23 protein-coding genes are annotated in these 26,657 nt (G+C 72.7%); 10 read left to right on the top strand and 13 right to left on the bottom strand.

Features of this window, described 5'->3' with window-relative positions; translation table 11 throughout:
- Positions 1 to 98: 98 nt before the first annotated feature.
- Entirely contained in the window at positions 99 to 926 is an 828-nt protein-coding gene (locus tag EST54_RS01255; protein WP_129243938.1) for a hypothetical protein, read from the bottom strand.
- A 358-nt stretch (positions 927 to 1,284) separates the two neighbouring features.
- On the opposite strand from EST54_RS01255, the gene EST54_RS01250 reads away from it, so the two are divergent.
- The gene (locus EST54_RS01250) at positions 1,285 to 2,529 is read left to right on the top strand and encodes an MFS transporter (RefSeq protein WP_244942420.1); all 1,245 of its coding nucleotides are present in this window, start codon (positions 1,285 to 1,287) and stop codon (positions 2,527 to 2,529) included.
- Positions 2,529 to 3,656, top strand: coding sequence for a sugar ABC transporter permease (locus tag EST54_RS01245; protein WP_129243932.1), 1,128 nt, complete (start codon positions 2,529 to 2,531; stop codon positions 3,654 to 3,656). The genes EST54_RS01250 and EST54_RS01245 overlap by 1 nt, the downstream gene beginning before the upstream one ends.
- On the opposite strand, the gene EST54_RS01240 is transcribed toward EST54_RS01245, so the two are convergent.
- Entirely contained in the window at positions 3,646 to 4,902 is a 1,257-nt protein-coding gene (locus EST54_RS01240; protein WP_129244104.1) for an acyl-CoA dehydrogenase family protein, read from the bottom strand. The two genes, EST54_RS01245 and EST54_RS01240, sit on opposite strands and share 11 nt — an antisense overlap.
- A gap of 260 nt (positions 4,903 to 5,162) precedes the next feature.
- On the opposite strand from EST54_RS01240, the gene EST54_RS01235 reads away from it, so the two are divergent.
- Entirely contained in the window at positions 5,163 to 6,947 is a 1,785-nt protein-coding gene (locus tag EST54_RS01235; protein WP_167511459.1) for a CoA transferase, read from the top strand.
- Complete coding sequence (locus EST54_RS01230; protein ID WP_129243929.1) at positions 6,944 to 8,617, top strand: class I adenylate-forming enzyme family protein; 1,674 nt, start codon at positions 6,944 to 6,946, stop codon at positions 8,615 to 8,617. Before EST54_RS01235 ends, EST54_RS01230 begins: the two co-directional genes overlap by 4 nt.
- Before the next feature lie 295 nt (positions 8,618 to 8,912).
- Here the strand turns inward: EST54_RS01230 and EST54_RS01225 are convergent, their stop codons facing one another.
- The 5 genes from EST54_RS01225 to EST54_RS01205 form a co-directional block, all read right to left on the bottom strand.
- Positions 8,913 to 9,470 (bottom strand): DUF3291 domain-containing protein, encoded by a 558-nt coding sequence (locus EST54_RS01225; RefSeq protein WP_129243927.1) that lies wholly within the window; start codon positions 9,468 to 9,470, stop codon positions 8,913 to 8,915.
- 472 nt (positions 9,471 to 9,942) lie between these two features.
- A complete protein-coding gene (locus EST54_RS01220; RefSeq protein ID WP_129243922.1) occupies positions 9,943 to 10,821 on the bottom strand; it encodes an alpha/beta fold hydrolase in 879 nt (292 codons plus the stop codon).
- A gap of 148 nt (positions 10,822 to 10,969) precedes the next feature.
- The gene (locus EST54_RS01215) at positions 10,970 to 11,770 is read right to left on the bottom strand and encodes a TroA family protein (RefSeq protein ID WP_129243918.1); all 801 of its coding nucleotides are present in this window, start codon (positions 11,768 to 11,770) and stop codon (positions 10,970 to 10,972) included.
- The gene (locus tag EST54_RS01210) at positions 11,728 to 12,591 is read right to left on the bottom strand and encodes a metal ABC transporter permease (protein ID WP_129243915.1); all 864 of its coding nucleotides are present in this window, start codon (positions 12,589 to 12,591) and stop codon (positions 11,728 to 11,730) included. Before EST54_RS01210 ends, EST54_RS01215 begins: the two co-directional genes overlap by 43 nt.
- A complete protein-coding gene (locus tag EST54_RS01205; RefSeq protein ID WP_244942419.1) occupies positions 12,588 to 13,208 on the bottom strand; it encodes an ATP-binding cassette domain-containing protein in 621 nt (206 codons plus the stop codon). The genes EST54_RS01210 and EST54_RS01205 overlap by 4 nt, the downstream gene beginning before the upstream one ends.
- A gap of 518 nt (positions 13,209 to 13,726) precedes the next feature.
- Here EST54_RS01205 and EST54_RS01200 point away from each other — a divergent pair.
- Both EST54_RS01200 and EST54_RS01195 read left to right on the top strand, forming a co-directional pair.
- Entirely contained in the window at positions 13,727 to 14,488 is a 762-nt protein-coding gene (locus EST54_RS01200) for a GNAT family N-acetyltransferase (protein WP_129243913.1), read from the top strand.
- A gap of 163 nt (positions 14,489 to 14,651) precedes the next feature.
- Complete coding sequence (locus EST54_RS01195) at positions 14,652 to 16,178, top strand: GMC family oxidoreductase (RefSeq protein WP_129243911.1); 1,527 nt, start codon at positions 14,652 to 14,654, stop codon at positions 16,176 to 16,178.
- A 125-nt stretch (positions 16,179 to 16,303) separates the two neighbouring features.
- On the opposite strand, the gene EST54_RS01190 is transcribed toward EST54_RS01195, so the two are convergent.
- The 4 genes from EST54_RS01190 to EST54_RS01175 form a co-directional block, all read right to left on the bottom strand.
- Positions 16,304 to 16,579 carry a hypothetical protein gene (locus EST54_RS01190; RefSeq protein ID WP_129243908.1) on the bottom strand — a complete coding sequence of 92 codons (276 nt, stop codon included), beginning with the start codon at positions 16,577 to 16,579 and terminating at the stop codon, positions 16,304 to 16,306.
- A gap of 139 nt (positions 16,580 to 16,718) precedes the next feature.
- A complete protein-coding gene (locus EST54_RS01185; protein ID WP_244942418.1) occupies positions 16,719 to 18,542 on the bottom strand; it encodes a beta strand repeat-containing protein in 1,824 nt (607 codons plus the stop codon).
- Positions 18,543 to 18,709: 167 nt separating this feature from the next.
- Positions 18,710 to 19,456, bottom strand: a complete 747-nt coding sequence (locus EST54_RS01180; RefSeq protein ID WP_129243903.1) for an IPT/TIG domain-containing protein — start codon at positions 19,454 to 19,456, stop codon at positions 18,710 to 18,712.
- A gap of 121 nt (positions 19,457 to 19,577) precedes the next feature.
- Positions 19,578 to 20,138 (bottom strand): hypothetical protein, encoded by a 561-nt coding sequence (locus EST54_RS01175; protein WP_167511457.1) that lies wholly within the window; start codon positions 20,136 to 20,138, stop codon positions 19,578 to 19,580.
- Between the two features lie 794 nt (positions 20,139 to 20,932).
- Between EST54_RS01175 and EST54_RS01170 the strand changes: the two genes are divergently transcribed.
- The 3 genes from EST54_RS01170 (at position 20,933) to EST54_RS01160 (ending at position 24,569) form a co-directional block, all read left to right on the top strand.
- Positions 20,933 to 22,009 (top strand): acyltransferase family protein, encoded by a 1,077-nt coding sequence (locus tag EST54_RS01170; RefSeq protein WP_239013576.1) that lies wholly within the window; start codon positions 20,933 to 20,935, stop codon positions 22,007 to 22,009.
- A 135-nt stretch (positions 22,010 to 22,144) separates the two neighbouring features.
- Positions 22,145 to 23,203: a class I SAM-dependent methyltransferase gene (locus EST54_RS01165; RefSeq protein ID WP_129243900.1), complete on the top strand. Its 1,059-nt coding sequence runs from the start codon at positions 22,145 to 22,147 to the stop codon at positions 23,201 to 23,203.
- A gap of 103 nt (positions 23,204 to 23,306) precedes the next feature.
- A complete protein-coding gene (locus EST54_RS01160) occupies positions 23,307 to 24,569 on the top strand; it encodes a glycosyltransferase (RefSeq protein ID WP_129243897.1) in 1,263 nt (420 codons plus the stop codon).
- A gap of 26 nt (positions 24,570 to 24,595) precedes the next feature.
- Here the strand turns inward: EST54_RS01160 and EST54_RS01155 are convergent, their stop codons facing one another.
- Complete coding sequence (locus EST54_RS01155; protein WP_129243895.1) at positions 24,596 to 25,177, bottom strand: GNAT family N-acetyltransferase; 582 nt, start codon at positions 25,175 to 25,177, stop codon at positions 24,596 to 24,598.
- A gap of 193 nt (positions 25,178 to 25,370) precedes the next feature.
- Between EST54_RS01155 and EST54_RS33980 the strand changes: the two genes are divergently transcribed.
- Positions 25,371 to 25,529: a hypothetical protein gene (locus EST54_RS33980; protein WP_154074004.1), complete on the top strand. Its 159-nt coding sequence runs from the start codon at positions 25,371 to 25,373 to the stop codon at positions 25,527 to 25,529.
- Positions 25,530 to 25,575: 46 nt separating this feature from the next.
- Here EST54_RS33980 and EST54_RS01150 read toward each other — a convergent pair whose 3' ends face one another.
- Complete coding sequence (locus EST54_RS01150) at positions 25,576 to 26,634, bottom strand: AI-2E family transporter (protein WP_239013577.1); 1,059 nt, start codon at positions 26,632 to 26,634, stop codon at positions 25,576 to 25,578.
- Positions 26,635 to 26,657: the final 23 nt, after the last annotated feature.

Genomic DNA, 26,657 nt, shown 5'->3' with positions numbered 1-26,657 from the left:
ATGCCGGCGCTTCGTACGTCACCTGGTCAACGCAGCCGATAGTCAGGAGAGTTGGGGGATTCGGGAGGGCGGCGGCGCTGGGGTTCGGTGGCGTACGGTCAGCAGCAGACCGGGAGCCCCGGTGGGCCTCTGCGGGAGACGACGTGGTGCAGGAGCGCGCCGCGCGGGCGCACGGCGGGCGTGTCGGCCCGTACCCGGCGCGCGGGCAGCCGCAGGCCGGTCGGGTCCAGCGTCCGCAGGACCAGCAGCAGGGGTGCGAACAGCGCCGCCGCGAAGCTGCGGGCGAGCTGGAACGCGGCTGCCTCGCCGCGCCAGAGCCACAGGCCGCAGAGGACCGCGGCCAGCGTATGGGCGAGCAGCATGCCGAGTGACCCATGGGCGGATGGCGTCAGGTCCAGGTGGCCCGGGTGGGCCATGGCGCCGGCGGTGGCACTGGGGTGCCCCGTGCCGGGCATCGTGGTCGTCTTTGCCATGTCGGCCATCCCGCGCATGGCATCCATCGGGGTGGGCAGCGGCGGGCGGGTGGCCGTGGGGCCGAGATCGGTGTGGGGCAGGAGGCGAAGTGCCGAGGCCGGTGCGGGGACGGGTGGGCCGGGTGCCGTGGCGTGGTGGAACAGCCCTGCCGCCCACTGCCGTTCGGGCATGTCACCGGCAGCCTTGACGGCGCCGGCGCAGGAAGGCGAGAGGTCGAACAGTGTGTGCAGCCCGAGCTGGGCGAGGACCGTGGCGCCGGTGATGGTCAGGCCGCCCCGTTCCCGTCCGGTCAGCCACCATCCGGCCGGGCCCGTCGCGGCGAATGCGGCGAGCACGGCCCACCACGGCAGCGGCTCCGCGGCCATCAGCGCATGCCCGAGGGCCGTTGTCGTCACGCAGACGGCCGCGAAAGCCGCGGCGCGTACGGCGCGTGAGACCGGCCCGGTTGTCATGGCGGCCATGCTGCCATTCCGGCCTGTTGTGCGGGCAGGGTTGCTCATGTGTGAACAAGATCTTTCGCCACCGGTCGACAGGTTGGCTATGGGTCCTGTTATCGGTCCTGACCTGCGCCGCGGTGCGCGGGGTGAGCAGCGCGTCCGATAACTGCCGGATTCGTTCGCCGCACCCTGGGGCTTGTTGGGGGGGAGGCTGCTGGGGTCGTGGGTGGGGCACCGGTGTGCGGGTGAGGCCTTCGTTCCGCAGGGTGGGGAGGGACGAGCGAGGGCAGTGGGCGTCGGGAACTGACCACCGGGCCCGTACGACTGACTGGATCGGGTCCCGCGGCGGGGCCGGAGGGTCAGGAGGCGTGTGGTGCGGGTGCGGCGGGACAGCGAAGCGGAGGACGCCGGGGCGGAGGGCGCCGGGCCGGAAGGGGGCATACCCCGGCGGCCCCGGCCGCGGGGCGCGGGCACGGGGGTGACGGTGTTGCTGACGTCCGCCATGGCGTTCTCGATGATGCAGCTCTTTCTGATCGGTGCGCTCGGGCCGCGCCTGGTCGGCGAGTTGGGGCTCTCCCGTACGGTGCTGGGCCTGACCACGACGGCGGGGTTCGGCGCGGCGGCGCTGCTGTCGCCGGTGGCGGGGCGTCTGGTGGACCGGGTCGGGCCTCGGCGGTGTCTGGTCGCGCTGTTGCTGCTCGCCGCGGGATCGCTGGCGCTGATCGGGGCCGCGCCAGGGGCAGTTGTGCTGCTGTCGGCCGTCGCGCTGGGCGGTCTGGCGCAGGCGCTGGCCAACCCGGCGACCAACAAGGTGATCCTTGCGGGGTTTCCGGCCGAACGGCGCGGGGCGGTCACCGGGCTCAAGCAGTCCGGCGTCCAGGTCGGTGCCTTCGTGGCGGGGCTGCCGCTGTCGGTGCTGGCCGCGGGGGTGGGCTGGCGTGGTGCGGTGTGGACGGCGGCCGGTGCGGCGGCGCTGGCCGCGGGGTGGGCGGCCCGCGTCCTGCCGCCCGACCCGCCGCGGGTCGCCGCCGGTCCGCGCTCCGCGTCGCTCACCCGGGGTGCGGTCGGGCGGTTGGCGGGGTTCTCGATGCTGCTCGGGTGCGGCATCGCCTCCGTCAACACCTATCTGGCGCTGTTCGGTGCACAGCGGCTGGGCCTCCCGCCGGTAGCGGCCGCCGCGTTGGTGGCCGTCCTCGGAGTGGCGGGCATCGGCGGGCGGGTGGGGTGGTCGCGGGCCGCCGGGCGGCCGGGGCGGGCGCGGGCGCTGCCCGGTCTGCTGGCCGCCGGGGCGGTGGGCGCGGCGCTGCTGCTGGCGCTCGCGCTGGTGCTGCCGTTGCTGGTGTGGCCGGCCGCGGTCGCGGTCGGGTCGTTCGCGGTGTCGGCGAATGCGGTGTCGATGGTGCTGGTGTTGCAGAGCGCCGCACCGGGACGCGCGGGAGCGGATTCTGCGCTGGTGTCGGCGGGCTTCTTCGCCGGCTTCGCGGTGGGTCCGCCGCTGTTCGGCGCGCTGGTGTCGGCGTGCGGGTACGGGCCGGGCTGGCTGCTGGTGGCGGTGGAGTTCGCGGCGGCCGCGGTGGTGGCCGTACCGCTGAGGTCGCGTGAGATCGGGGAGGCGTGATGGGGAAGGCGGACGACCAGGTGCAGGTGGCGGCAGGCACGGCGAGCGGAGCGGGCGACTGGGCCGGGCGGGCGCTGGCGGCCGTGCTGGAGCGGGTCGCGCGGACGGCGGACGAGGTCGGGGCTCGGTTCCCCCTGCATGCGGATCCGGAGACCGGTGCGTGGACGACCACCGGGCGGGGTTCGTGGACGGGAGGCTGCTGGGCCGGGCTGCTGTGGTTGCGTGCGCTGTCCTCGGGCGCCCCGGAGGACCGGGCGGCGGCGGCCCGCTGCACCGAGCGGCTCGGGTACTGGACCGCTCAGGACACCGCCACCCGGGGTCTGGTGCTCTGGTACGGCACCGCCCTTGCCGCCGGGCCGGGCGGTGACGAGGCGGCGGCCGCGCTGCGGGACCGGGCGGCCCGGGCCTGTCTGGCCGCGTACGAGCCGGAGTGGGGCGTGGTGCCGTGGGGTGGCGCGTTCGGCGGTCCGCGGCTGCTGGCGCGCGCGGACGGCGTTCCGGGGCTGGTGCCGCTGCTGGCCGGTGCACCGGGCGGCGGACGGGCCGCCGCCTACGGGCATCTGACCCGGCATCTGGCGTTGTGCCTGGCCGAGGATCCGCCGCGGCCGGCCTGGCAGGCCCGGCCGGACGGCACCTGGGCGGCGTACACCGAGCCGGCGCCCGGCTGGAGCCGTACGGCGGGATGGCTGTTGCTGGGGGTCGCGGACGGGCTCTGGCACCTCCGGGAGAGCGAGCTGTGGGAGGCGGCCGGACAACTGGTGGCGCTGCGTACGGCGCCCGGAGCGGCGCTCGTCCCGCCGGCTCAGGACGGTCCGGGGGGCGCGGGGCAGCCGCCGGGCCCGCCGGACACCTCCGCCGCCGCGATCGAGGCGGTGGCCGCGCTGAAGCTGGCCGCCCTCGCGCGGGCCGCGGGCCGCGGGTCCGAGGGCGACCGTCTGACGCGCTGGGGGCAGCGGATTCTGCACCGGCTGAGCGTGGCGCATCTGTCCCCCTCGGGCGCGCTGCGCGACGGCTGCTACGACGCCGCCCGCGGCCTCGCCTCCCGCCATGAACTGGTCTGGGGGGACTTCTTCTTCGCGTGGGGGCTGGCGCTCCGCACCGGGCTGGTGGAGCCGTTCACGATGTGACGCCGACGCCGGGTGCCCCGGGGTGATCGCGCAGCACCCGGCGGGCCACCGACGCGATGTGCAGCTCGTCGGGCCCGTCGAGCAGCCGCGCCGCACGGCCCGTGCGGAACAGGCCGGGCAGTGCGGTGTCCGGCCCGAGGCCGGCCGCGCCGTGCACCTGGATCGCGGCATCGGCGACCTGCTGCAGCATCCGGGCCGCGGCGACCTTGGCGAGCCCCGTCTCCAGCCGGGCGGAGCGGCCCGCGGCCAGTTCGGCCACCGCCTCGTGGACCAGTGGCCGGGTGGTACGGATGGCCAGCAGGGAGTCGAACACCAGCTGTTGGACGAGCTGACGGTCGGCCAGCGGGCCGGAGCGCTGGGTGCGCGTGCGGGCCCGGGCACACATCAGGTCGAAGGCCCGCTCGGCCTGTCCGAGCCAGCGCAGACAGCGCAGGGTGCGGCCCAGCCCCAGTCGTTCCCCGGCGATCCGCAGCGCCTGGCCGCGCGCGCCGAGCAGATGGTCCGGGGGCACGGTGACGCCGTCGAGGGCGATCTCCCACTGGCCGCCCGCGCCGAGGACCGGCAGTTCGCGCAGCACCCGGAACCCGGGGGCGGTGGTGGGCACCAGCAGCAGGGACAGCTCCTCGTCGCCGTCCGTACCGCCGGTGCGGGCCAGCACGGTGACCAGGTCGGCCTCGCCCGCGCCCGAGATGAACCACTTCCGGCCGTGCAGGGTCCAGGTTCCGTCGGGACCGGCCACGGCGCGGGTCGCGCTCTGTGCCGGGTCGGTGCCGGGGGTTTCGGGTTCGGTCATGGCGTAGCAGGTGCGCAGCTCGCCGGCCACGATGCGCGGCACAAGTCGCTCCCGGACCGGGGCACTTGCGTGCCGGCCGAGCATCAACACGTCCAGCAGGGGCGCCGAGCCGAGGGCCGCGGGGCCGTGGCCGCTGGCTCCCTCGGCCTCGGCCAGGTGCGCGTAGTGGGCCAACGGCAGTCCCTGGCCCCCGAATTCGACGGGCAGCGGCAGTGCCCAGAGTCCGGCGGCCTTCGCCTCGTCCTGGAGGGTGCGCAGCGCGGCGGCGGCGTCCGGGCCGCCGGCGTCGAGGACCTGCTCGCGGGGCATCACCCGTTCCCGTACGAACCGGTCGACCCGGTCGCGGAGTTCGAGCACCCCGGGCGGGCAGTCCGGCCGCCCGGACGCGGGGCTCCCGGGACGGTCCGCTCGCGCGGGGGCCGGTGCGCACGACGTGCCCTGCTCGGAATTCATGGGGTTCACGGCTTTCCTCCGCATTCACCGGGAACTCGGTGAACCGACAGTCCGACTTACTGGCCGTGGAGTTGGTCGGCCCCAGGAGTCGTCCGGTTCCCGCCAGTCCATACCGCCCACATCCGTCCGTCCACATCCATCCGTCCACATCCGTCAGCCCACATCCGTCCATCCACGTCCGTTCAGGTCCGTACGAGACGTGCGGCGCGCTGCCGCCGCCGGAGAGGAATGCCGTGGGACACCCCACTGTCATCGGTGCGATGCGACCACTGGAGGAGGTGGACATTCAGGTCTCGGGACCGGCCGCGCTCACCGCACCGTCGCTGGGCACGCTGCGGGCACTCGGTGCGCGCATCGACGCGACACCGGCCGGTGCCTCCCCGGCCGCGCCGTCGGGCCCCGCACGATTCGCGGCCACCGGACGCCTGCTGGGCGAGGTCACCGCGTACACCGCCTGGGCCGACGTGCTGCCGGACGCGGACGCCGCCGACGAGGCGACCGTCCAGGCCGCCACCGGAATGATGCATGTGCACGGCAGACGCGACGGGGCCCCGCGGGGGCTCGCCGTCGACTACGCCGCCACCTGTGCGTCGGTGCTCTCGGTACAGGGCCTGCTCGCCGGACTGCTGGGCCGGGCCCGCGGCGTCAGCGACGCCGTGCAGCTGGGTACCGGGGCCGACCGGGCCGCGCTGCTGACGCTGTCCCAGTACCTCGCCGCGGCGAACGCGCCGGAGGCGGAGGCCGTGCCGTCCGCCCCCGGCGGCCCGCCGTTCACCGCCTCCTGCGGCACGGCCTTCGAACTGGAGGCACTGGAGCCCGGCCCCTGGGCTCGGTTCTGGCGCGCACTCGGTGCACCCGAGGACGCGATACGCGCCGGATGGCGTCCGTTCCAGTTCCGGTACGCCACCGCCTGCGCGCCGCTGCCCGAGCCACTGCACGAGACGGCGCGCGCCGTGTCCTGGGCGCGGGTCCGGCAGGCCGCCGCGTCCTCGGGGGCCGAGGTGTGTGCCGTGTATCCGCTGACGGGGCACCCGGAGGCGGGTTCCGGCGGGCCGTGGACCGTGACCCCGCGGGACGAGCCGGTGAGCGCGCCGGCCGACCGCGGCACTCCCCCGGCGGCGCTCCCCCTCGCCGGTCTGACCGTGCTGGAAGCGGGCCGCCGGGTCCAGGCGCCGCTCGCCGCCCATCTGCTCGGCCTGCTCGGCGCGGACGTACTGCGGATCGAACCGCCGGGCGGGGACCCGCTGCGCGGCATGCCGCCCTGCTGTACGGATGTCTCCGCCCGCTGGCTCGCCCTCAACCGGGGCAAGCGTGCCGTCGAGATCGACATCAAGTCCCGTGCCGGGCAGGGCGAGTTGCGGGAGCTGGCCGCCGGCGCGTCGGTCTTCCTGCACAACTGGGCGCCGGGCAAGGCGGAACGGTTCGGGCTGGACGCCGATCGCCTCGCGTCGGTCAACCCGGGCCTGGTGTACGCGTACACCAGCGGCTGGGCGGACCGCCCGCTCCCCGATGCCCCGATGGGCACCGACTTCATGGTGCAGGCCCGTACCGGCGTCGGCGAAGCGGCCCGCCCCGTCGACGAGCCGCCCGCCCCTTCCCTGATGACCCTGCTCGATGTGCTCGGCGGACTGCTCGGCGCCGGAGCGGTACTGGCCGGTCTGCTGCTGCGCGAGCGCGCCGGCCGCGGGGTGCGGGTGGAGTCCTCGCTGCTGGGCGCCGCGGAGCTGCTCACCGCGCCCGCCGTGCACCGGGCCGCGGGCGGCCGGGCGCGGCGCCGCCCGGCCGGGTTCCGCCATCCGCTGCCGACCGCCGACGGCTGGCTGGCCCCGTCCGATGCCGCTTCCCGTACGGCGGCCGCCGCCTTCCCGCCGCTGCGGGACCTGCCCACGGATCAGGCGGTTGCCGCCCTGCGGGCGCGGGGCCACTGCGCCACCGCCGTCACCACCGACCTTGCCGCGCTGCCGGCCGACCCGCGGGTGGGCGCGGCCCTGACCCGCGACACCCACGGCTCCCTGGTCGTCCCCTCGCCCTGGAGGTTCCTGTGACACCCCGCTTCCACGACCTCGTCCCGGCCACCCTGCGCCGCACCTGGGCCGCCGAAGGACACTGCCCCGACCTGGATCTGTACAGCCTGTTCCGCGCCCAGCGGGTCGCCCGCCCCCACGACACCGCCGTGATCGACGCACAGGGCGCGATCAGTTACGCGGACCTGGACCGCCGGGCCCGATGTCTGGCCGCGGGACTTGCCCGGACGGGCATCGGCTCGGGCGATACGGTGGGCGTCCAACTCCCCAACAACAGAGAGGCGGTGGCGGCCGACCTGGCCCTTGCCGCGCTGGGGGCCGTCGCCCTGCCGTTTCCCGTCGGGCGCGGCGGGCGGGAGGCGCTGTCCCTGCTCGGCCGCTCCGGTGCGCGGGCCGTGCTCACGGCCACCGCGTACCGTGGCCTCGCGCCCGCACGGGAGCCGGCCGAACCGATCCGCCCCGCCGGAGCCGGCGGCGAACTCCCCGCGCTGCACACGGTGATCGCGGCCGGCCCCGGCCCGACCCCCGAGGGCTGTCTGTCGCTGGACGCGCTGCTGGAGACCGAGGCGGCCGACTTCCGGCCCGCGCGTCCCGACCCCGATGCGGCCGCCCGCATCCTGGTGTCCTCCGGCTCGGAGGCCGAGCCCAAGATGGTGGCGTACTCCCACAACGCGCTCGCCGGCGGCCGCGGCAACTCGCTCGCGTCACTGCTGCGGGACGGCACACCACCACGCTGTCTGTTCCTGGTGCCGCTGGCCTCGGCCTTCGGCAGCAGCGGCACGGCGGTGACCCTCGCCCGGCACGGCGGCTGCCTCGTCCTGCTCGACCGGTTCACGCCGGACGCCGCCCTGGAGGCGATCCGCGCCCACCGGCCCACCCATGTCATGGCCGTGCCCACCATGGTGCGCATGATGCTCGACCGGCCCGCGACGGAGCACGAACGGCCCGCCGCCCCCACCGCGTTGGTGCTCGGCGGTTCCGCGCTGGACGCGGCCACCCGCGAAGAGGCCCACCGGGTCTTCGGCTGCGCCGTCGTCAACCTCTACGGTTCCGCCGACGGCGTCCACTGCCACGGCGGTCTGACCGGGCCGGCCGGACCGGAGACCGGGCCGGGGATCGTGGTGGGCCGGCCCGACCCCGGTGTCTGCGAGATCCGCATCGCCCCCCTCCAGGGCGGCGCTTCCGGTGACGCGGGAGAGATCCTCGCCCGCGGTCCGATGACCCCGTTGTGCTACGTCGGCGCGCCCGAGCTGAACATGCGCTACCGCACGGCGGACGGCTGGGTCCGTACCGGTGATCTCGGCCGGTTCACCGACGACGGGGCCCTGCGCGTGGTCGGCCGCCTCAAGGACATCGTGATCCGCGGCGGCGCCAACGTCAGCCCCGCCGAGGTCGAAGGAGAGCTCTCGTCCCATCCGGACATACGGGACGTGCTGTGCGTCGGCGTCCCCGATCCGCTGATGGGGGAACGCCTCGCGGCCTGCGTCGTCCCCAGGCCCGGCCGGCAACCGACGCTGGAGAGCCTGTGCGCCCACCTGGACCGGCTCGGACTGGAACGCCGTAAGCACCCCGAGCACCTGCTGCTGATCACCGACGACCTGCCACTCACCCCGGCCGGCAAGCCCGACCGCGCGGCCCTGCGGGCCCGGGCCGCCGACGCGTTTCCCGCGGACCGGACACGGGCCGGCTGACAGTCGAAGAGCAAGGGCGGGGGAAGGGCCGGACCTGCCGGCTCTTCCCCCTCCGTGGTGCGGGGTCAGATGCTGGGGCCGGTGAGGTAGCGGCCGCAGGCGCAGTCGAGGGCATCTTCGTGGGTGCCGGCGAAGCCGCTGGTGGGCAGGATGGCGTCTTGGTACTTCATCGGTGCTCGCGAGGTAGAGGGCTAAGCCCCAGGTACTGGCGGATCCGCCGTAGCGCAGACGCATCCGTTCGCCGTCATTCAATCGAGGCGTTCTGACAGCGAACCCAGTCGTTCAGGCTTCCCTGTCAGCGAACCTGGTCGCTCTTCGGCCCGATGCCTTTGATCCTGGTCGGAGTTCCGTCCGGGGCGAACGAGTGGTGGAAGGTGAAGGCGTGCGGCGCGGAGCCGTGGTCGTGGAGGTGTGTCAGCCTCGAAACCCCGTCCTCCCAGGTGGGTATCACGTCGTCGGAGACCCACCAGAACACGTAACTCGGGTGTTCTGCCCTCTCGAACCAGTCGTAACGCCTGTTCAGCGCCTCACGGTGCAGGCCGGTGTAGATGGCGTCGAAGGCGGGGCGCAGGCCGGTCCAGAGCGAGAGGGTCGCGGCCAGGGCGGTGGTTTCCACCGTACGGCCCTTGCCGTACCAGGTCGGTACGGCGAACTCTCCCCATGCACCCCAGTCCGCCTCGAAGTGTGAGCCCCGGTCACCGTCTGCCGCTTCAGCATGAGCGAGGTATCCGGGGTGCTGGCCGATCTTCCGGTAGATGGCCTCACCAATGTCGTAGAACTCGTTCGTGAGAGGTGCGGGATCGGCGAGAGGTGACTTCAGAACGCCGAATGTGTACAGAGCAAGATGAGGCATGTGTCTCTCCCTGGTTGGGGTACCTGGTGTGGACCCTTTTCGGTGGCTGACGCATGGGGGCGAGGATCCGTAGGGCGTGACCAACTCATCCCGTCGCGGGTGGCTCAGCCTGAAGGAACTCCTGTGCGACCGTGGGCGATCGCCGAAGACCAGGTGAAGGTAGCTGCCTCTGCGGGCCTTGTCGAAGTTGCGTTTTCCCTGTCCAAGTGGCCTCTTGCACCGGTCATTGCGGGGCTGGGACGGGGACGGGCGGGGCAGGCTGCGGGGTACCAGTGATCCACGTCGGCCGATCGGTTCGCCCGCCGTGCCCGACCGCACCCCCTGTCCGATGGCCCCGAGTGCCGCCGAACGCGTGCGGTTGAAGAAGATGGCCTACGGCCACAAGACCGAGCACCGGTCGAAGACCGCTACAACGCCACGGCACAGCCGTTCCAGTGGAGGTTCACCACCTCCGACCTGGACGATCTGCTGTTCAGGCTCGACCCGTCCCTATCAGAGCTGCCACCATCGTGACGATCGTCTCCGGGTGTTCCTCGACCACGAGGTGCCCCGCATCGGGGACGGTGTCGACCACGACGCCGAGGTGGCGGGAAGCGGGCGAAGTCAGCCGGGACGGTGGCAGGAAGACATCGTGCTCGCCGGTCGCCACCACGTTCGTCACCCGCCGGGACCGGGCGAGTATCACGTCAGGGAGGGGTGCGGGCGCCAGACTGGAGCGGCAGGATCGGGCGAGGAGGTTCATCCAGGTAACGAGTTCGGCGGACGGTTGCCGGTCGGGCCCGTGCATCTGGCGCAGCAGTGTCGCGCTGCGGGCCTCGGTTGGGCGGGCGAGCCAGGGGAGTGTGGCCGCCAGGACCCGGCCAGTGACCTTGAGTCGGGTCAATCCGGCGGGAGAGGCAAGTACGCGCCCGATGAGCTGCGGGACGTCGCAGGCCAGCGCTATGCCGCCACCAAGTGAATGGCCCACTACGACGGTTGGCCCCGGGCTGATCTCGTCCAGTACTTCTTGAAGCCACTGCCCGTACCGGACCAGCCGGTGTTGCCCGGGACGCTCGGCGGAGCTGAGTCCTGGCTGTCCGGGCACATCTACGGCATAGGTGGGCCAGCGTGCCGCCAGCGCAGTGACCAGCGGAAGGCTGGCGGCAGCGTTGAAGTTGGTGCCGGGAACCACCACCACACGGGGTGTGAGCTGCTGCGGACCGGCTTCCTCTCCCGCGGCGACGACATGGGTTCGGCCGGCGCATGTGGTCAGTGCCATGGTCCGGTGGGACACCGGCCATCGTGCGAGCCGATCGGTGCACCACCTTTCGACATCCCGATGAGCAGCAGCACTCCTGTAGATGGCGGTCATGCCGGCACTGTCCCACGCGACATGCCGTCCCCAGCAGCGTCCCTTGACTTCCGGACCCCACGAGTGGCGGCATTGCGCGGACTTCGCGTGGCCCCACGAACGACTATGAAGCCGTGTCCGATGACGATTCGCGATCGAGAGCAGGTACTCAACCGCGCGAGAACGCCCTCTCCATCTGTGTGGCGGCCTTGGCGTACACGGCCAGCAAGTCGAGGTCCTTGCCCGGGTAGTTGACGATGTTCAGCTGCTCGGCGCCCGAGCCGGGCAGTACGGTTCCGGTCGACATGTTCTCGTTCTCCAGGACGAACGCGGGCTTCTTCGCCGTCAGCGCCGACAGCCGGCCGGGGGTGACCGCCTCCGGTCCGTACGTGCCGACCACCCGCGCGCCCGCCAGATCGGCCGCCCAGGTCGTGAACTTCTGCGCCGCGACCGTGGGAGCCTTGCCGCCGGGCCAACTGGCCTTCACCTGGCGGCCGAGGGATTGCCAGCGGGCGGTGAAGGTGGAGTTCCACCTGGCGGCGGCCGGTTCGGTGCCGAACTTCTTGCCCAGCTTGGTGACCTGGGCCTTCGTCGTCGCGGGCGCGTTGTCCAGGGTGACCTCGACCAACTTCGCGTGGGAGCCCGCCGCCTCCTTGATCCGTCCCGCGAAGGGCTCGAAGGAGGCGTACAGGACGTAGTCGGCTCCGGAGACCGTGGCCAGGTCGGACGGCTTGAGGTCGTAGTCGGGCGCATGCCGGACCGACGCGGGGACGAGGGACTTGACGTTCTTGGCCCCGGCCGCCTTGGCCAGCGCCGCCTCCCAACTGGAGGTCGCGACGACGACCGGGCCGGACGACCCCTTTGCGGCGTCCTTGTCGGTCCCGGCTCCACAGCCGGTCAGGCCGGTCAGCAGGAGCAGCCCCGCACTCAGTGCGGTGACGGGGCGGAAGATGCGGCGGGCAGGCGCCATGAGCGAGTTCTCCGTTCGGGGATGAGATGCGCGACGAGGGCGACGGCCCCCGCGGCGAGGACGAGTACCGGGCCGGGCGGCAGGTCCCAGGCCAGCGACAGCAGAAATCCGGCGACGTTCACGACGACGCCGATGCCGACCGCCCACGCCGTGATCGACACCAGGGAGCGGCCGAGGCGACGGGCGGCGAGGGCCGGGAGCAGGGTCAGGGCGTCCACCAGCAGCGCGCCCGTCAGCCGGATGGCGCCTGCCACCGCGACCGCCACCAGGACCAGCAGCAGCACGGTCAGCCGCTGCACCGCCACCCCGGAGCACTGCGCCAGCTCCCGGTCGTGCAGCAGCAGCGCCAGGTCGCGGCGGCGCCAGACGAAGAGCGCGGGGACCGCCAGCGCCAGTGCCCCGAGCACGGCCAGGTCGGCCGGGCGCACCGCCAGGATCGAGCCCCACAGCAGCGCGAAGGCGCCGTTGGCGTTGACCCCGGAGAGCGCCAGCAGCAACAGCGCGGCGGCGATGGCCAGGCTCATCAGCAGCCCCATCGCCCCCGACAGGCCGTCCGCGGTCCGCGCCAGCGGCGCCACCCCCGCGCCGGCCAGCGCACACGCCACCAGCGCACACAGCACCGGGTCGAGACCCACCAGTTGCCCCACGGCGATCCCCAGCAGCGCGACGTGCATCATGGCGAAGCGCACCGGCATGATGTCGAGACCGACGATCACCACCCCGACGATCGGCAGTCCGAAGGCGGCGAGCAGCAGCCCGCCACCGGCCCGCTGCACCGGCACCAGTTGCCACAGCTCACCGATCTGCCCGAGCGCGCTCATGACACCTCCCGCAGACGCCCGGCGGCCATCTCCCACGTCCGGTCGCAGCGCGCGGCCATCGCCCGGTCGTGGGTGACCACGAGCAGCGTCACCGACAGGGTGGTGAGGAGTTCGGCGGCCTCCTCCTGCCCCGCGAAGTCCAGCGCCGCGGTCGGCTCGTCCGCGAGCAGCACCCCGGCGCCGGCCGCGACACAGCCCACCGCGCGCGCCAGGTGCATCCGCTGCAACTGGCCGCCCGACAGACTGCTCAGCGGCCGGTCCGCCATCATGCCGACGCCCAGCCGCCCGGCCGCCTCCGCCGCCTCGGCCGGGGATCCGCTGCTCGCCAGCAGCTCACCGGCGAGCAGCGGGAACCGCCCGGCGGCCGGACGCTGCGGAATCCATGCGCAGGCCCGCCGCCGCCATGCCCACTCGGCGGCGGTGCGCGTGCCCCGCCCGCCGACCAGGATCTCCCCGTCGACCCGCCGGTGCAGGCCGAGCACCGCGCGCAACAGGGTCGTCTTCCCCGAACCGTTGGTCCCGGTCAGCGCGATCCGCTCACCGGGCGCCACATCGAGATCGACCCCCTGCACGGCCTCCAGCCGGCCGTGCCGGCACACCACGTCCCGAAGCCGCACCGCCAGGCCGGCCCCACCACTTCCGTGCCGCGCCTCAGCGGGCCGCGGCCTCTTCGTGCTCCATTCCACAGCCCACCAGTCGGCCCACGGGGCTGCCTGGTTCCCGCCGTCGGAAGGTGTTTCCGGAGACGTGAGGCGCCTCCGCACCACGGGGCCGCCCCGCGAGCCGGTGCCCGGGCCGCGCACCGCGGCCGGGCCCGGTGCGCCGCCTCGGCGCTCGGAAAGCCCGTGACGTGCCCTGCGGCCCGGCGGTCCGGCCCCTGGCCGGCCTGGGGATGTGCGCCCTGGCCCGGCCCCGCGGGCCGTCTCCGTCCCGGACCGCCACCCCGTGTTCACTTCCGGGTCGCGCCGGGATTTGCCCCGGGCCAGGGGCAGTGTGCGACAGTGGGCCGTCCCGGTCGGCCGGGCGCGCGCGTGCGCAGCCGCTGGCGGGATCCCCACACTCAGACAGATGGTTCCGGCCGCGTCCTGCGCGCGTCCGGGCCGAGCCCCTCCCCTACGGCCTTCCCCAGAGAGCGATGCAGGCAACGACTCTTGTTCCCCGGACCGCGGACCTGTTCAACCAGGGCCTGGAGCTCAAGACAGGTGCTGCCCTGCTGCGCTTCGGCGCCGCGCGGCAGCACCCGTCCGACCGGATCAGCTGGACCGGCCACGGCGCCGTCGCCTGGCTCGACGGTTCCCGTGGACACATGTGGAGCGTCGGCGAACCGGATGCCGCCGCCGGACTCGTCCTGCGCGCCGCGCTGGGCCGTCCCGACCAGGTGCGGGAGTTCACCGGTCCGCGCGGCACCGAGGCCCTGACCGGCCGCCTGCTGCCGGTGACCGATGTCGTCGAGTGGGTCTTCCGCTGGACGCTGGAGGAGCCGCCGGTCCAGCGGGCGGAGGAGCGGGTCGTGGTACTCGACGAGTCCCACCACGAGGAGCTGCTCGCCTTCCTCAACATCCACAGCCCGGCCCACTCGACCGGGCCCGGTTCCGCCGACGTCAGCCTGTGGGCCGGCATCCGCGACCCCGACGGGCGGCTGGTGGCCTGCGGTGCCCTGAGCAGTCTGCGGGACAGCGGCGCTCCGCTGATGGCGTCCGTCGCGACCGACGCCTCCCAGCGCGGCCAGGGCCTCGGCGCGGCGCTGACCTCGTGGCTGACCCGGTATGCCGTACGCCGGTACGGGTTCTGCACGCTGTGGCAGCTCGCCGACAACGCCCCCGCCGAGCGGCTCTACACCCGCCTCGGTTTCCGCAACGAGGACCCCTGCGTGTCCGCCCGGTTCGTCGCACCCTGACCGGCGGGCCGGAGGAGCCCGCAACCCACTCCTCCGCCGCCACATCCTCCGCCATTTCCCCTGCGTACGGCGGGAATTGACGGCCGCCTCCGGCATCGCCGGCGGTACGATCCGACCCTCAGGAGGGCCGTCAGCGCGGCCTGCCGACGAAGGGGAGGACACAGTGGTGTCGGAGGAGTTCGACTACATCGTTGTCGGGGCGGGGTCGGCGGGCTGTGTGCTGGCCGCGCGGCTGTCCGAGGACGCGGACAGAACGGTGCTGCTGCTGGAGGCCGGGCCTGCGGACACCCGGGCGGAGATCGCCGTACCGCCGGCGTGGCCCACGTTATTCGGCACCGAGGTCGACCACGCCTACACCACGGTGCCGCAGGAGGGCACCGGCGGACTGGCCCATCCGTACCCGAGGGGCAGAACGCTGGGCGGGTGCAGCGCGATCAACGCGATGGTCTTCCTCCGCGGACACCGCAACGACTTCGACCGCTGGGCCGCCGCCGGGTGCGCGGGATGGGATTTCGAGGCGCTCCTCCCCTACTTCCGGCGGATGGAGACGGTCACCGGGAAGGATCCGAAGTTCCGGGGCGACAGCGGCCCGATGCGCCCCGCGCCGGCCCGCCCGGAGGACGCCAACCCGGTCTCCCAGGCCTTCGTCGACGCCGCGGTCGCGGCGGGCCACCCGGCCACCGACGACTTCAACGGCGCCGGCCAGGAGGGCGCCGGCTGGCACGACCTGAGCATTGCCGACGGCAGACGCCAGAGCACCGCGGAGGCCTATCTGCACCCGGTCCGCACCCGACGGCCGAACCTGACCGTCTCGACCGGGTCCCGCGCACACCGCCTGCTCCTCGACGGCGACCGGTGCACGGGGGTGGAGTTCCGCCGGGGCGCGGAGACGGTCACCGCGTATGCGCACGCCGAGGTGATCGTCAGCTCCGGCGCCATCGATTCCCCGCGCCTGCTGCTGCTCTCGGGCATCGGCCCCGCCGAGGAACTGCGGCGGACCGGGGTCGAGGTGCACCACGATCTGCCCGGTGTGGGACGCAACCTGCACGACCACCCGCTGTGCCCGCTCGTCCACGAGGCGAGGCGTCCGATCCCCGCGGGGCGCACCAACCTGGCGGAGACGTCGTTGCTGTGGCGCAGCGATCCGTCGCTGCCGGGCCCTGACATGCAGCTGATGTTCGCTCATATCCCTTACCACCCGCCGACGATGCAGGCACCGGCGAACAGCTTCGCCCTCAGGGTGATGACCGTGCCGCAGAGCCGGGGCTCGGTGCGCCTGGCCACCGCCGACCCGGACACCCCGCCGCTGATCGACCCGAACTTCCTCGGTACGGAGTCGGACGTGCGGCGCATGCTGTACGGCATCGAGGTGGCGCGGGAGGTCACGGCGGCGGGTCCGCTCCGCCGGTGGCGCGCACGAGAGGTGCTTCCCGGCGACCACGTCACCGGAGAGGCGGAGCTGCGCGCCTTCCTGGCGCGGGCCACCGGCACGTACTTCCACCCCGTGGGCAGCTGCGCGATGGGGACGGGCGCGGACGCGGTGGTCGCGCCGGATCTGACCGTGCACGGGCTGACGGGCCTGCGGGTGGCGGACGCGTCGGTGATGCCCACGATCGTCTCGGTCAACACGAACCCCGCGACGATCATGATCGCGGAGAAGGCCGCCGATCTCATCCGCCGCACGGCATAGACCGGCTGTACGGCCGTCCGTCCTCCCCGCGACCGGTCGAGGGACAGGGGCGGGGAGGACGGAGGGAGGACGACGGGAGGGCAGAGAGCCGGGCTCAGTGGGGCCGTTCGGGCCTCGCGCGCAGGTCAGCCGTCCGAAATCTCGGAGAGCCGGAAGGGTCCCGCGGCACCGGGGCCGAACATGACGGGCAGGTTGCGCCCCAGCGGCACCACGACGACCGGCTCCTCACGGTACTCCCGGAGAAACTTCTCCAAGGGCTCCCAGATGAGGCTCCGGTATCCGGACTCGCTCCTTTGGCGTTCGAAGGAGAGGGTCAGCGCAGACTCCATGACGGAGACGCTCACGGCATCCACTTCCAGCCACTCTCCGCCGATCCAGGCTTCGAGTCTCACGTGCGACATGACGCAAGGGTGCCTTGTCCGACACGTCGCTGGCAATCAGCGACGGCGCACCCCGGCGTCCGCGCGGACTCGCCTCCCGCACTCCGCACCGTGCGAGGGTGTCCGGTCCCCGCAAGCCGGACCGCCGCCGGCCGCCGCGTCAGATGCCGGGTGCGGACACCCGGGTGTAGCTCTGCGGGGCACTGGTGCCGCCGGGGCCGACCACGGTGACGTTCACCGGCCCGGCGGCTCCCGCCGGGGCGTCGGCGACGATGTGGCTGTCGGAGACGATGAGGAAGGCCACGGGGACGGTGCCGACGAGCACCGTGGTCGCTCGGGAGAAGTGGGTGCCGGTGAGGGTGAGGGTGTTTCCGCCGGAGGTGGGCCCCTGGGTCGGGGCCAGCGTCGTGACGACGGGAGCCGCGACGTAGGTGTAGGTCACCGGGTTGCTGGTGCCGCCGGCGGTGGTGACGGTGAGGTCCACGGCGCCGGCGACCCCCGGGGGAACCACGGCGGTGATCTGGGAATCCGAGACCACGGTGAACGAGGTGGCGGCGGCGTTCGCGAAGCGGACCGCCGTGGCCTCGACGAGGTGGGCGCCGAGCAGGGTGACGGTGTTGCCGCCCGCGAGCGGGCCCGAGAGCGGTGCGACGGCGGTGAGAACCGGGGCGTTGACGAAGAAGTAGGAACTCTGGAGGGTGCCGGTCCCGCCCGGAGTCCTCACCGTGATGTCGACGGCCCCCGCAACCGCCGCCGGCGCGACGGCGGTGATCTGGGTCGGCGAGAGGACCGTGAAGGACGTCGCCGGGGTGGCACCGAAGTCGACCTCGGTGGTTCCGGTGAGGTTGGTGCCGGTCAGGGTGACGGTGTTCCCGCCCGAGGTGGGCCCCTGATTCGGGCTCACGGCGGTCAGGGTGGGGGTCACGGAGTAGGTGTAGGAGACCCCGTTGCTGGTGCCGCCCGGGGTGGTGACGGTGACCTGCACGGTGCCGTTCCCGGGAGGGGCGACGGCGGTGAGGACGGTGTTGGAGACGACGGTGAAGGAGGTCGCCGGCGTGGCGCCGAAACGTACCCCGCTGGTGGCGGCCAGGCCTGTGCCGGTGAGGGTGACCGTCGTCCCGCCGGCCGCGGAGCCCGCGTTCGGACTCACCGACGACAGCACGGGAACGGAAGCCGAGGTGTACGTGAACGCCACCCCGTTGCTCGTCCCTCCAGGGGCCGTCACCGTCACCTGGACGGTGCCGGAGCCCGCCGGCGCCGTGGCGGTGATCTGCGTCGCGGAAACCACCGTGAACGACGCCGAGGCAGTACCGAACTGCACCGCGGTGGCACCGGTGAATCCCGACCCCGACAACGTCACCGACGTCCCACCGGCCGCCGGGCCCGCACTCGGACTCAGCGACGACAGCACCGGAACCGACGCCGAAGTGTACGTATACGCCAGCCCGTTGCTCGTCCCCCCTGCGGTCGTCACCGTCACCTGGACGGTGCCGGAGCCCGCCGGCGCCGTCGCTGCGATCTGGGTGGAGGACACCACCGTGAACGACGCCTGGACCGCACCGAACCGCACCGCTGTCGCGCCCGTGAACCCCGCCCCCGACAGCGTCACCACCGTCCCGCCGGCCGCCGGACCCGCGCTCGGACTCAGCGCGGAGAGCACGGGTGCGGAGGTGGTGGCGTAGCCGTAGGTAACGAACTGGTTGCTGGTGCCGGCCGAGGTCGTGACGGTGACCTGCACCGTTCCGGTGCCCGGCGGGGTGACGGCGGTGATCTGGGTGTCGGAGTCGGCGGTGAACGAGGTTGCCTGTGTGGCGCCGAAGCGCACGGCGGTGGCGCCGGTGAATCCGGTGCCGGTCACCGTCACACTGGTTCCGCCCGCGGTGGAGCCCGAGGTGGGTGAGACGGACGTGACCGTGGGCGGGGCGGCGGCCAGCGGCCGCGGGGCGGAAGCGGACGGCGGATTTTCAGAGGGATGCACGGCCATGGTCCTTCGCGGGCGGGCGCCCGGGCCGGCACCGGCGAAGAGGTACCAGGCCAAGGCTCGTCAAGGGAGAAGAGCGGGGCCCGGGCAGGGCAGGACGCACCCTGTCCGGGCAGGCTGTCCGGGCGCCTGGGAGCGAACCCGAGGCGGTCGGCGGACCGGGCGGGAGGTCAGATACCGGGTCCGGCCACGTAGGTGAATGCGCCGGTCGCGCTGCCACCGTTGGTGGTCACGGTGACGGTGGCGGGTCCGGGCTGGCCGTCCGGGGTCGGCGGGCTGACGACTGACAGGCTGGTGTCGTTGAGGACGGTGAACGCTGCGGACACCGCACCGAAGGTGACGGACTGGGTGGTGCTGAGGTTGGTGCCGGTGACGGTCACCACCGTTCCGCCGGTCGGCGGACCGGAGTTGGGGTTGAGCGTGTCGACGGTGGGCGCGTCGACGTAGGTGTAGGTCAGGCCGTTGTTGGTGCCGCCGGCGGTGGTGACGCTGACACTCACCGGCCCGGCCGCCGCGCCCTGCGGCACGGTGACGGTCAGCTGGCCGTCATTGACCACGGTCGGGACCGCGGTGGCGCTCCCGAAGTGCACCGCGGTGGCGGTGGACAGCCCGGTGCCGTTGATGGTGACGGTGTTGCCGCCCGCCGTGACGCCGGTGAGGGGGCTGAGGCTGGATTTGAAGGGCGGCCCGATGTAGAAGAACGACAGCGGGTTGCTGGTGCCGCCGGGGGTGGTCACGGTCACCGGTACCGTCCCGGTGCCGGACGGGGACGTGACGGTGACCGAGGTGGCGGTGTTGGCGGTGATGGTGGCTGTCTTGGAGCCGAAGTGCACGGCGGTGGCGCCGGCGAGGTTGGTCCCGGTGATGGTGACCGTGGTTCCGCCTCCGGTCGAGCCCTGGTTGGGGGAGATGGGCATGGCATGGCCTCCTTGATCGAGGTGTGTGAAGGGGGTGGAAACGCGGCCGGCAGGCTGCGTTCGCCGCCGGCTGTGGTGTGAACTGCCTGGTGGAGCATTCGGCCGAGGGCTCGGCCGGCCGTCATGAGCAGCCGGGGACGCTGCCTGACGGAGCACAGTTGTCCGGGGTGTTGCCGCTTACCTGGGTGCCCGACAGCAACACGCCGCCGGAGTTGACGTAGATCCCCCCGCCTCCGAAGGCGGCGGTGTTACCGGTGACGGAACTGGAGTTCAGCGTGATGACACCGTTGTCGTTGTAGAGGCCGCCCCCGGCGACGGCGTTGTTGCCGGTGACGGAACTGAGGCTCAGGGAGACCGTGCCACCCAGGTTCGAGATGCCGCCTCCCGGATAGGGGAACACGGCGCTGCCGCCACGGACGGTGATCCCGACCGCGTCCAACTGCCCATGAGTTCCGGGCACGTTGGCGGATCCCTCGACCTGGAGGATGCGGAACGGCGGTGCGCCCGGACCCCGTTCGATGATGTTGCCCAGTCCCGTCATCCGGATCGGAGTAGTGAGGGGCGGCAGCCCCACGGGTCCCATGGGACTGGTGCCGTGCGCACCGGTGATCCGGTACGTGCAGAACGGAAACAGCGCCAAGGTGTCGCCGCCGGCTGCGTTCGCCGCCGTGATCGCGTTCACCAGGGCGGATTCGCTGCACAGCACAGCGGTCTGGGCGTTCGCCGGGGCCGGTACCACCGCAAGCCCTACGGCAAGGACACCGACACCGAGAAGCGATCGCAGAGTGCGGACGGTTGGCATGACGCCCCCGGAGAGAGATGGCGTGAGCCGCCGGGCCCCGATGCCACGCACCGCACGGGTTGGTGCGTGCAAGCCGTCCCCGCGGGAGCGCGCAGCACCACGGCGCCAGGGCTGCACCGATTCCCTGCACGCTCAAGTGCTCAGTGACGGCAGGCCAGTTGCCGCTCCACGAGAGGGACGGGCGGGCCCACCGGACTGGAACGAAGCCAGTAATCCATCTGTGTGGGCGTACCAGCAAGAACCTTGACGCCACGTCACCCGATCGGCAGAGCGTGCATCGGCTCGATTACCGCACATCAGCGGTGCCTCCGGGACCTTCCCGGGGGCACCGGAAGAAGCTGGGCCGTACGAGTGAAATCGGCCCTCTCCCCTATTGCCGGGGCGTCCGGTAATGGGTCAATCGTGCCAGCCGCGCGACGGGCCGCCCACTCCTTTGCACGGGCCAGGATCAGCCATGCCATCCGATCCCAGGCGGGCCCCGCCCCATGCACCTCCCTCCCTGTACGTGGTGGTCATGGGCTTGGGCGTGCTCTCGCAGGAGGCCTCTTATGCGCCATCTCTCCAGGCTGTCATTCCGCCCCGCGGCCAAGGCGGGCAGCGCCCCGGCCGGCCGTACGGATGCGGAGCCGCCAACGGGAGACGGCGGGAGTTCCAGCCGTGGACGGTTGCCCTCGTTGACCGGTCTGCGTTTTGCCGCCGCGGGCGGTGTCGTCTACACGCACTGCGCCTTGCTGCTCAACCCTCACCTCGCCAGGACGCTCGGGCCCGAGGTGTGGGTGGGCGCGAGTTCGGTATCGCTCTTCTTCATCCTCAGCGGATATGTCCTCACCCATTCCGCCCGTCCGACGGACACCGCGCGCTCCTTCTGGCGGCGGCGGGCCGCCAAAATTCTGCCCAATCACGTGCTGACCTGGGGCGTGGTCGTGACCGCCCTCGCCTTCGCGGATACGGCGGCCACCACGAGCGGTTCGGGAATAGTGGCCCACCTCAGCAGTCTCTTCCTGGTGAACACCTGGGTACCCAGCCAGCGCTTTCTCTCCGCGGGTAACCCCGTTTCCTGGTCCCTGGCCGCCGAGATGTTCTTCTATCTTGTCTTCCCGGTGCTGCTGCCATGGATCAAGCGGCTGTCACGGCGCGGACTGCTGATCGGCGCGGTGTCGGCCATTGCCCTCGTCTGGGTCTGGCCGCTGTTCTGCGCGCTGGTCCTCAACCCCGAGGGGCACTTCTTTCCCGGGTACTGGTTCTTGTACATGCTCCCGGTCACCCGGCTGCCCGAGTTCGTGCTCGGCATGATCGTGGCTCGTATCTCCGCCGCGGGAATCCGGCTTCCCCGCATCGGCGTGCTGCCGGCCGCGTTCGGGGTCATCAGCGCCATCATCGTGAACGCGTCCCTTCTGCCGCACACCTTCCTGTACGCGGCCTCGACCGTGGGCTCGCTCGCCGTGCTGGTCCATGCCACCGCGGAACTGGATCTGCGCGGCAGAGCGTCGCTGCTGCGCACCGCGCCCCTGGTGTTCCTCGGTGAGATCTCCTACGCCATGTATCTGGTGCACCTGCCGGTGCTGGGGCTGATGTACCTGGGTCTGACGCACCGGGGCTGGAGCGCGCTCGCCGCGATCCTGGCCGCACTCCCCGTGATCCTTCTGCTCTCGTGGCTGGTGTACGCGGGAGTGGAGCGCCCGTGCATGCGGCGCTTCTCCTCGCCCCGCGCCCGTCGTCGTGGGCGTCCTCGGCTGGCGGCGGCGCCGTGAGGCTCCTGTCGGCCGGCGGAACCGATCCGGCCCGATGACGAGACAGCCACGGAACAGCCGACCTCGCGTGTCGCCCGCGCCTCCCCCACCCGCAGCACCGCTCCCCCGCAGGACGACAGCTGAAAGAGGCTCCTGATGAAGACGCGAAGCGAGCAAGTCGCCGCCCACCGGCCCCACTACCAGGACGAACTGGCACACGGGCTGGCGAGGTTCTTCGAGCCGCCGCGCAGTACGTGCCCCTGGTGCACCTCCCCCCGACTGCGCGAGCGCCTGCGCACCACCAATCACCCCCAGCGCAAACCGGGCAGCTTCGTGCTCGACACGTGCCACAACTGCGGCCACGTCTTCCAGAACCCCCGACTGAGCTCGGAGGGCCTGGACTTCTACTACCGCGACTGTTACGACGGCCTCGGTGAAGCCACGATGGCGCGGATGGCCTCCTCGCCCCTCGCCGTCAAGCTCTACCGCAACCGCGCCCGCGCGATGCTCCCCTTCGGCCGCCCGGCCCGTTGGCTGGATGTGGGCACCGGCCACGGCCACTTCTGCGCCGAGGCCCGGCGCCTTCACCCGAGCACCGAATTCCACGGGCTGGACTGGGGCGAAGGCGTCGAGATCGCCGCCCGTACGGGCCGCATCTCCCGGGCCTACCGCGGTTCCTTCACGGGCCTGGCGGGGCAGCTCGCCGGCCACTACGACGTGGTGAGCATGTATCACTACCTGGAGCACACCCTGGCGCCACGGCATGAACTGACCGCCGCCCGGACGGTGCTCCGGCCCGGTGGCCACCTCCTGGTCGAAGTCCCCGACCCGCAGTCCACCGCCGCCCGGTTGCTCGGCCGGTGGTGGAGCCCGTGGCTCCAGCCCCAGCACCTGCACCTCATTCCGCTGGACAACCTCCGCGGCGCACTGACCGAGCAGGGCTTCACCATCGTGGCCACCGACCGGAAGGAGCCGCACATCCCCACCGATCTGACGTCCGCGGCGGTGAATGTGCTCAACTCCGTCCTGCCGGGCGAAGACCTGCCGTGGCTGCCGAAGAAGCCGAGCCCGCTCGGCCGGGGCATCCGTGCGCTGTCCCTGCTCGCCGCCGCGCCCGCGCTGCTCGTGCTGATCGGGCTCGACCTGCTGCTGGCGCCCCTCACCCGGCGCACCCGGCTGTCCAACGCGTACCGGGTGGTCGCCCGACGAGACTGACCACGGGGCGCGAAGGAGCGCGGGGTTGCGCGGATTAGTCCGCCCGGGTGACGCGGTGCGCACTCGCCCTCTTCGTCCCCCGGGAGACGGGACACTGCCGACCATGCACATCCTGATCGCCACCGCAGGTTCACACGGAGACGTGGCTCCCTACACCGGCCTCGGGAGCCGGCTCCAAGCAGCCGGCCACACGGTGGTGATGGCCACCCACACCCGCTCGGCCGCACACGTCCGCCGCAGCGGGCTGGGCTTCCACCCGCTTCCGCTCGACCCGTACGCCACCTCGGGAGCCGGGCACGAGAAGCCCGGCTGGCCCGGCGGCAAGGGCCCCGGTTACCGGCTTTCCAAGGTCCAACAGGTCCGGCTGGCAAGGGACTTGGCCCCCAAGATGGCCGACGCGCTGATCGAGGCCGGTACGTCCGGCGTCGATGTCCTGCTGTTCTCCAGCAGCGTGGCCCCCTTGGGGGTGGTGGCCGCGGCGGGTCTGCAACTGCCCAGCGCCGGCGTGTTCTTGCAGCCCCTCGCCCCCACCCGGGAGTTCCCGCCCGTCATCGCCGACCTGCCGTCGCTGGGACCGCTCGGCAACCGGGCCGCGGGACGCTGCGCCCAGTCTCTGCTGGACCTGGCGTTCGCTTCCGGGGTCAAGCACCTCAAGCGGCAGTTGAGTGTGACGGCCGGCGCACTCGCCCGACACCGGGAGACCTGGCCGGTGCAGCACGGTTTCAGCCCCGTGGTGGTGCCGCGGCCCACGGACTGGCGGCCGGGAATGGAGGTGGCGGGCTACTGGTGGCCGTGGGAGGCGGCTGACTGGACACCGGATCCCCGGCTGGCGGACTTCCTGCAAGCCGGCCCGCCGCCGGTCTATGTGGGCTTCGGCAGCATGCCCCTCGACGAACCCGAGCGCTTCGGGCGCCTCGTGGGCCGGGCCCTGCGGCTCGCCGGGGTGCGCGGAGTGGTGCAGACGGCGTGGGCCGGTCTGTCGGTCGACGGCGATGACGTACTGACCGTCGGCGAGGTCCCGCACGCCCGGCTGTTTCCGCGGATGGCGGCCGTCGTTCATCACGCCGGCGCGGGCACCACGGCGGCCGGCATGCGCGCGGGGGTGCCGGCGGTCCCGGTGCCGATGATGCTCGACCAGTCGTTCTGGGCGTCGCGCCTCACCGCGCTCGGGGTCAGTCCGGGACGGGTGCCGTTCCGGCAGCTCTCCGCGGAGCGTCTCGCGGCGGCCATCCGTAAGGCCGTGGAGGAACCCCGCTACCGTCACCGCGCCCGGCAGCTCGCGGCGTTGCTCGACGCCGAGGACGGTGCCGGCCGGGTGCTGACCGCGGTGGAACGGCTGGCGGAGCGGGGCCGGCCGGGAGGCTGAGCGGCACGCGGGTGGCCGCGGGCCGGCTACTGCTGAGCCCGGGGCGGCCGGCCGGATGCGCGCAGTTCGCGCCACTGCGGGGCCAGGACCGACCAGATCTCCATGTCGTGGCGGACGCCTCGGTACGGATTGCTTTCGCGCAGCACGCCGTCCCGGACCATGCCGAGCCGCTTGGCGACGTTGATGCTCGCGGTGTTGGAGGCGGCCGCGATCCACTCCACGCGGTGGATGCCGCGCTCGTCCACCGCCCAGTCGATGAGCAACCGGATCGCGCGGGTGATCAGCCCACGGCCGGCCGCCGCCCCCTCCAGCCAGCAGCCGACCTCGCAGGTACCCGACGCGGCGTCGAAGGTCCGGAACAGCACGCCCCCGACGAGCACACCGTCCTGCCAGATGCCGTAGAGACGACCGCTGTCGGCTGCCGCCTTGTCCGCGTAGGACTGCAGGAACGCCGTGGCGGAGGCGAGATCGGTGGCGCGCTCGGCCAGCGCGATGTACTGGCCGATGTACTCACGGCCCCGGTCGATGTGCGCGAGGTACTCCTCGGCGTGCCAGGGCTCCAGCGGCCGCAGCTCGGCACCGTCCGCACCCAGCGATATCGCAAACACCTGATTCCCCCCGCAGTACACCCGTAGGTCGACGTTCCTGCCGCACGGTGCGGATGCCGCCCCTGCGCGGCACCCGGAATCGTCCCACAGGGGTGGTCCCGGGCGTCCCGCGGCTGCCCGTTCGCGACGTTGCGCCGGGGATTCAAGTGCGGCTGTGGTCGTGCCGATGGTGTCGACGACGAAAGGGACTGCCATGAAGAGATCGATGCGCACGGCGATGGTGTGCTGCGTTCTGCTGCCGCTCTCCGCCGCGCTGGCCGGTACCGCGGTGGCCGACCCGGGAATCCGGGGCGGCGTGGGCGCGCTGGGCAAGGGAAGCCTGCTGTCGCTGCTGACCACGGTGGGCCTCTGAAACGGCGGCGGAGGGGGACGGCCGGACGCGCTCAGCTGCCCTGGTGCTACGGCCTGTTCGATGGGTCGGGGTCGGAAAGGCCCTGGGCGGGGCTGGGTGGGCGCAGGACGCCGTAGACCGACCAGACCACCGAGACCAGCGGGACGGCGACAACCGCTCCGGCCACTCCCGCGGCGACACTGCCGCAGATGACGGAGAGCGCCACCACCATCGGATGCAGCCGGACGGCCCGGCTCATCACGAGCGGGTGCAGCACATGGCCTTCGAGCTGCCCGATGAGCACGATCAGCAGCACCACGACCGCGGCGACCAGCGGTCCTCTGGTGGCCAGCGCCACCACGGCGGCCACGGCCAGCGCGATGGGCGAACCCACCAGCGGGACGAAGGCGGCGAAGAACTCCAGGACGGCCAGCGGGACGGCGAGGGGCACCCGCAGCACGAACAGCGCCACTCCGACGAGCACCGCGTTGGTGGCGGCAACCACCACGATGCCGCGGGTGTATCCGGTGAAGGTGGCCCACGCCGCGCGCCCCGCGAGACGCACGGGATGGCGGCCGCGCACCGGCAGCTGGCCGCCGAACCAGGCCCACATCCGGTCGCCCGAGTACAGGAAGAAGACCGAGCAGAACAGCGCCAGCACCCCCACCGTCAGCACCGCCACCAGCCGGCCCACCCCGCTGAGTGCCGTGTTGATCAGCGCGGCCCGATGGCGCGCCACGAACTGCGACACCTGCGCCTGCACATCGGAGAGGGTCCCCGGCCGCAGGTGGAAGGGCGGCCCTTCGAGCCACCGCCCGATCCTGGCCACACCGCCGTCGAACTCCCGGCGCAGCCCCTCCCACTCGCCGGCGACATTCGCCCCGATCAGGCTCAGGACGGCGAAGAGGACCAGGATGGCCAGCAGCAGACCGACCACGACGGCCGCCGACCGCGGCATCCAGCGGTGGAGCACACTGACCAGCGGCTCCAGCAGCGCCGTCATCACCAGGGCCAGGAACACCGCCAGCGTCACCAGGTGGAACCGTCCCAGCGCCGCGAAGATCAGGTAGACGGCCACCCCCACGACGATCAGTCGCCAGGCGTACGCGGCCGCCAGCCGGAGCATCGGAGAGATCTCCGTGGCCTCCC

This window comes from Streptomyces sioyaensis (genome assembly GCF_004122735.1).
In the GTDB taxonomy this organism is placed as follows: Bacteria; Actinomycetota; Actinomycetes; order Streptomycetales; family Streptomycetaceae; genus Streptomyces; species Streptomyces sioyaensis.
The sequence above is the reverse complement of the archived record's forward strand: the minus strand, read 5'-3'. Positions and strand labels throughout refer to the sequence as shown.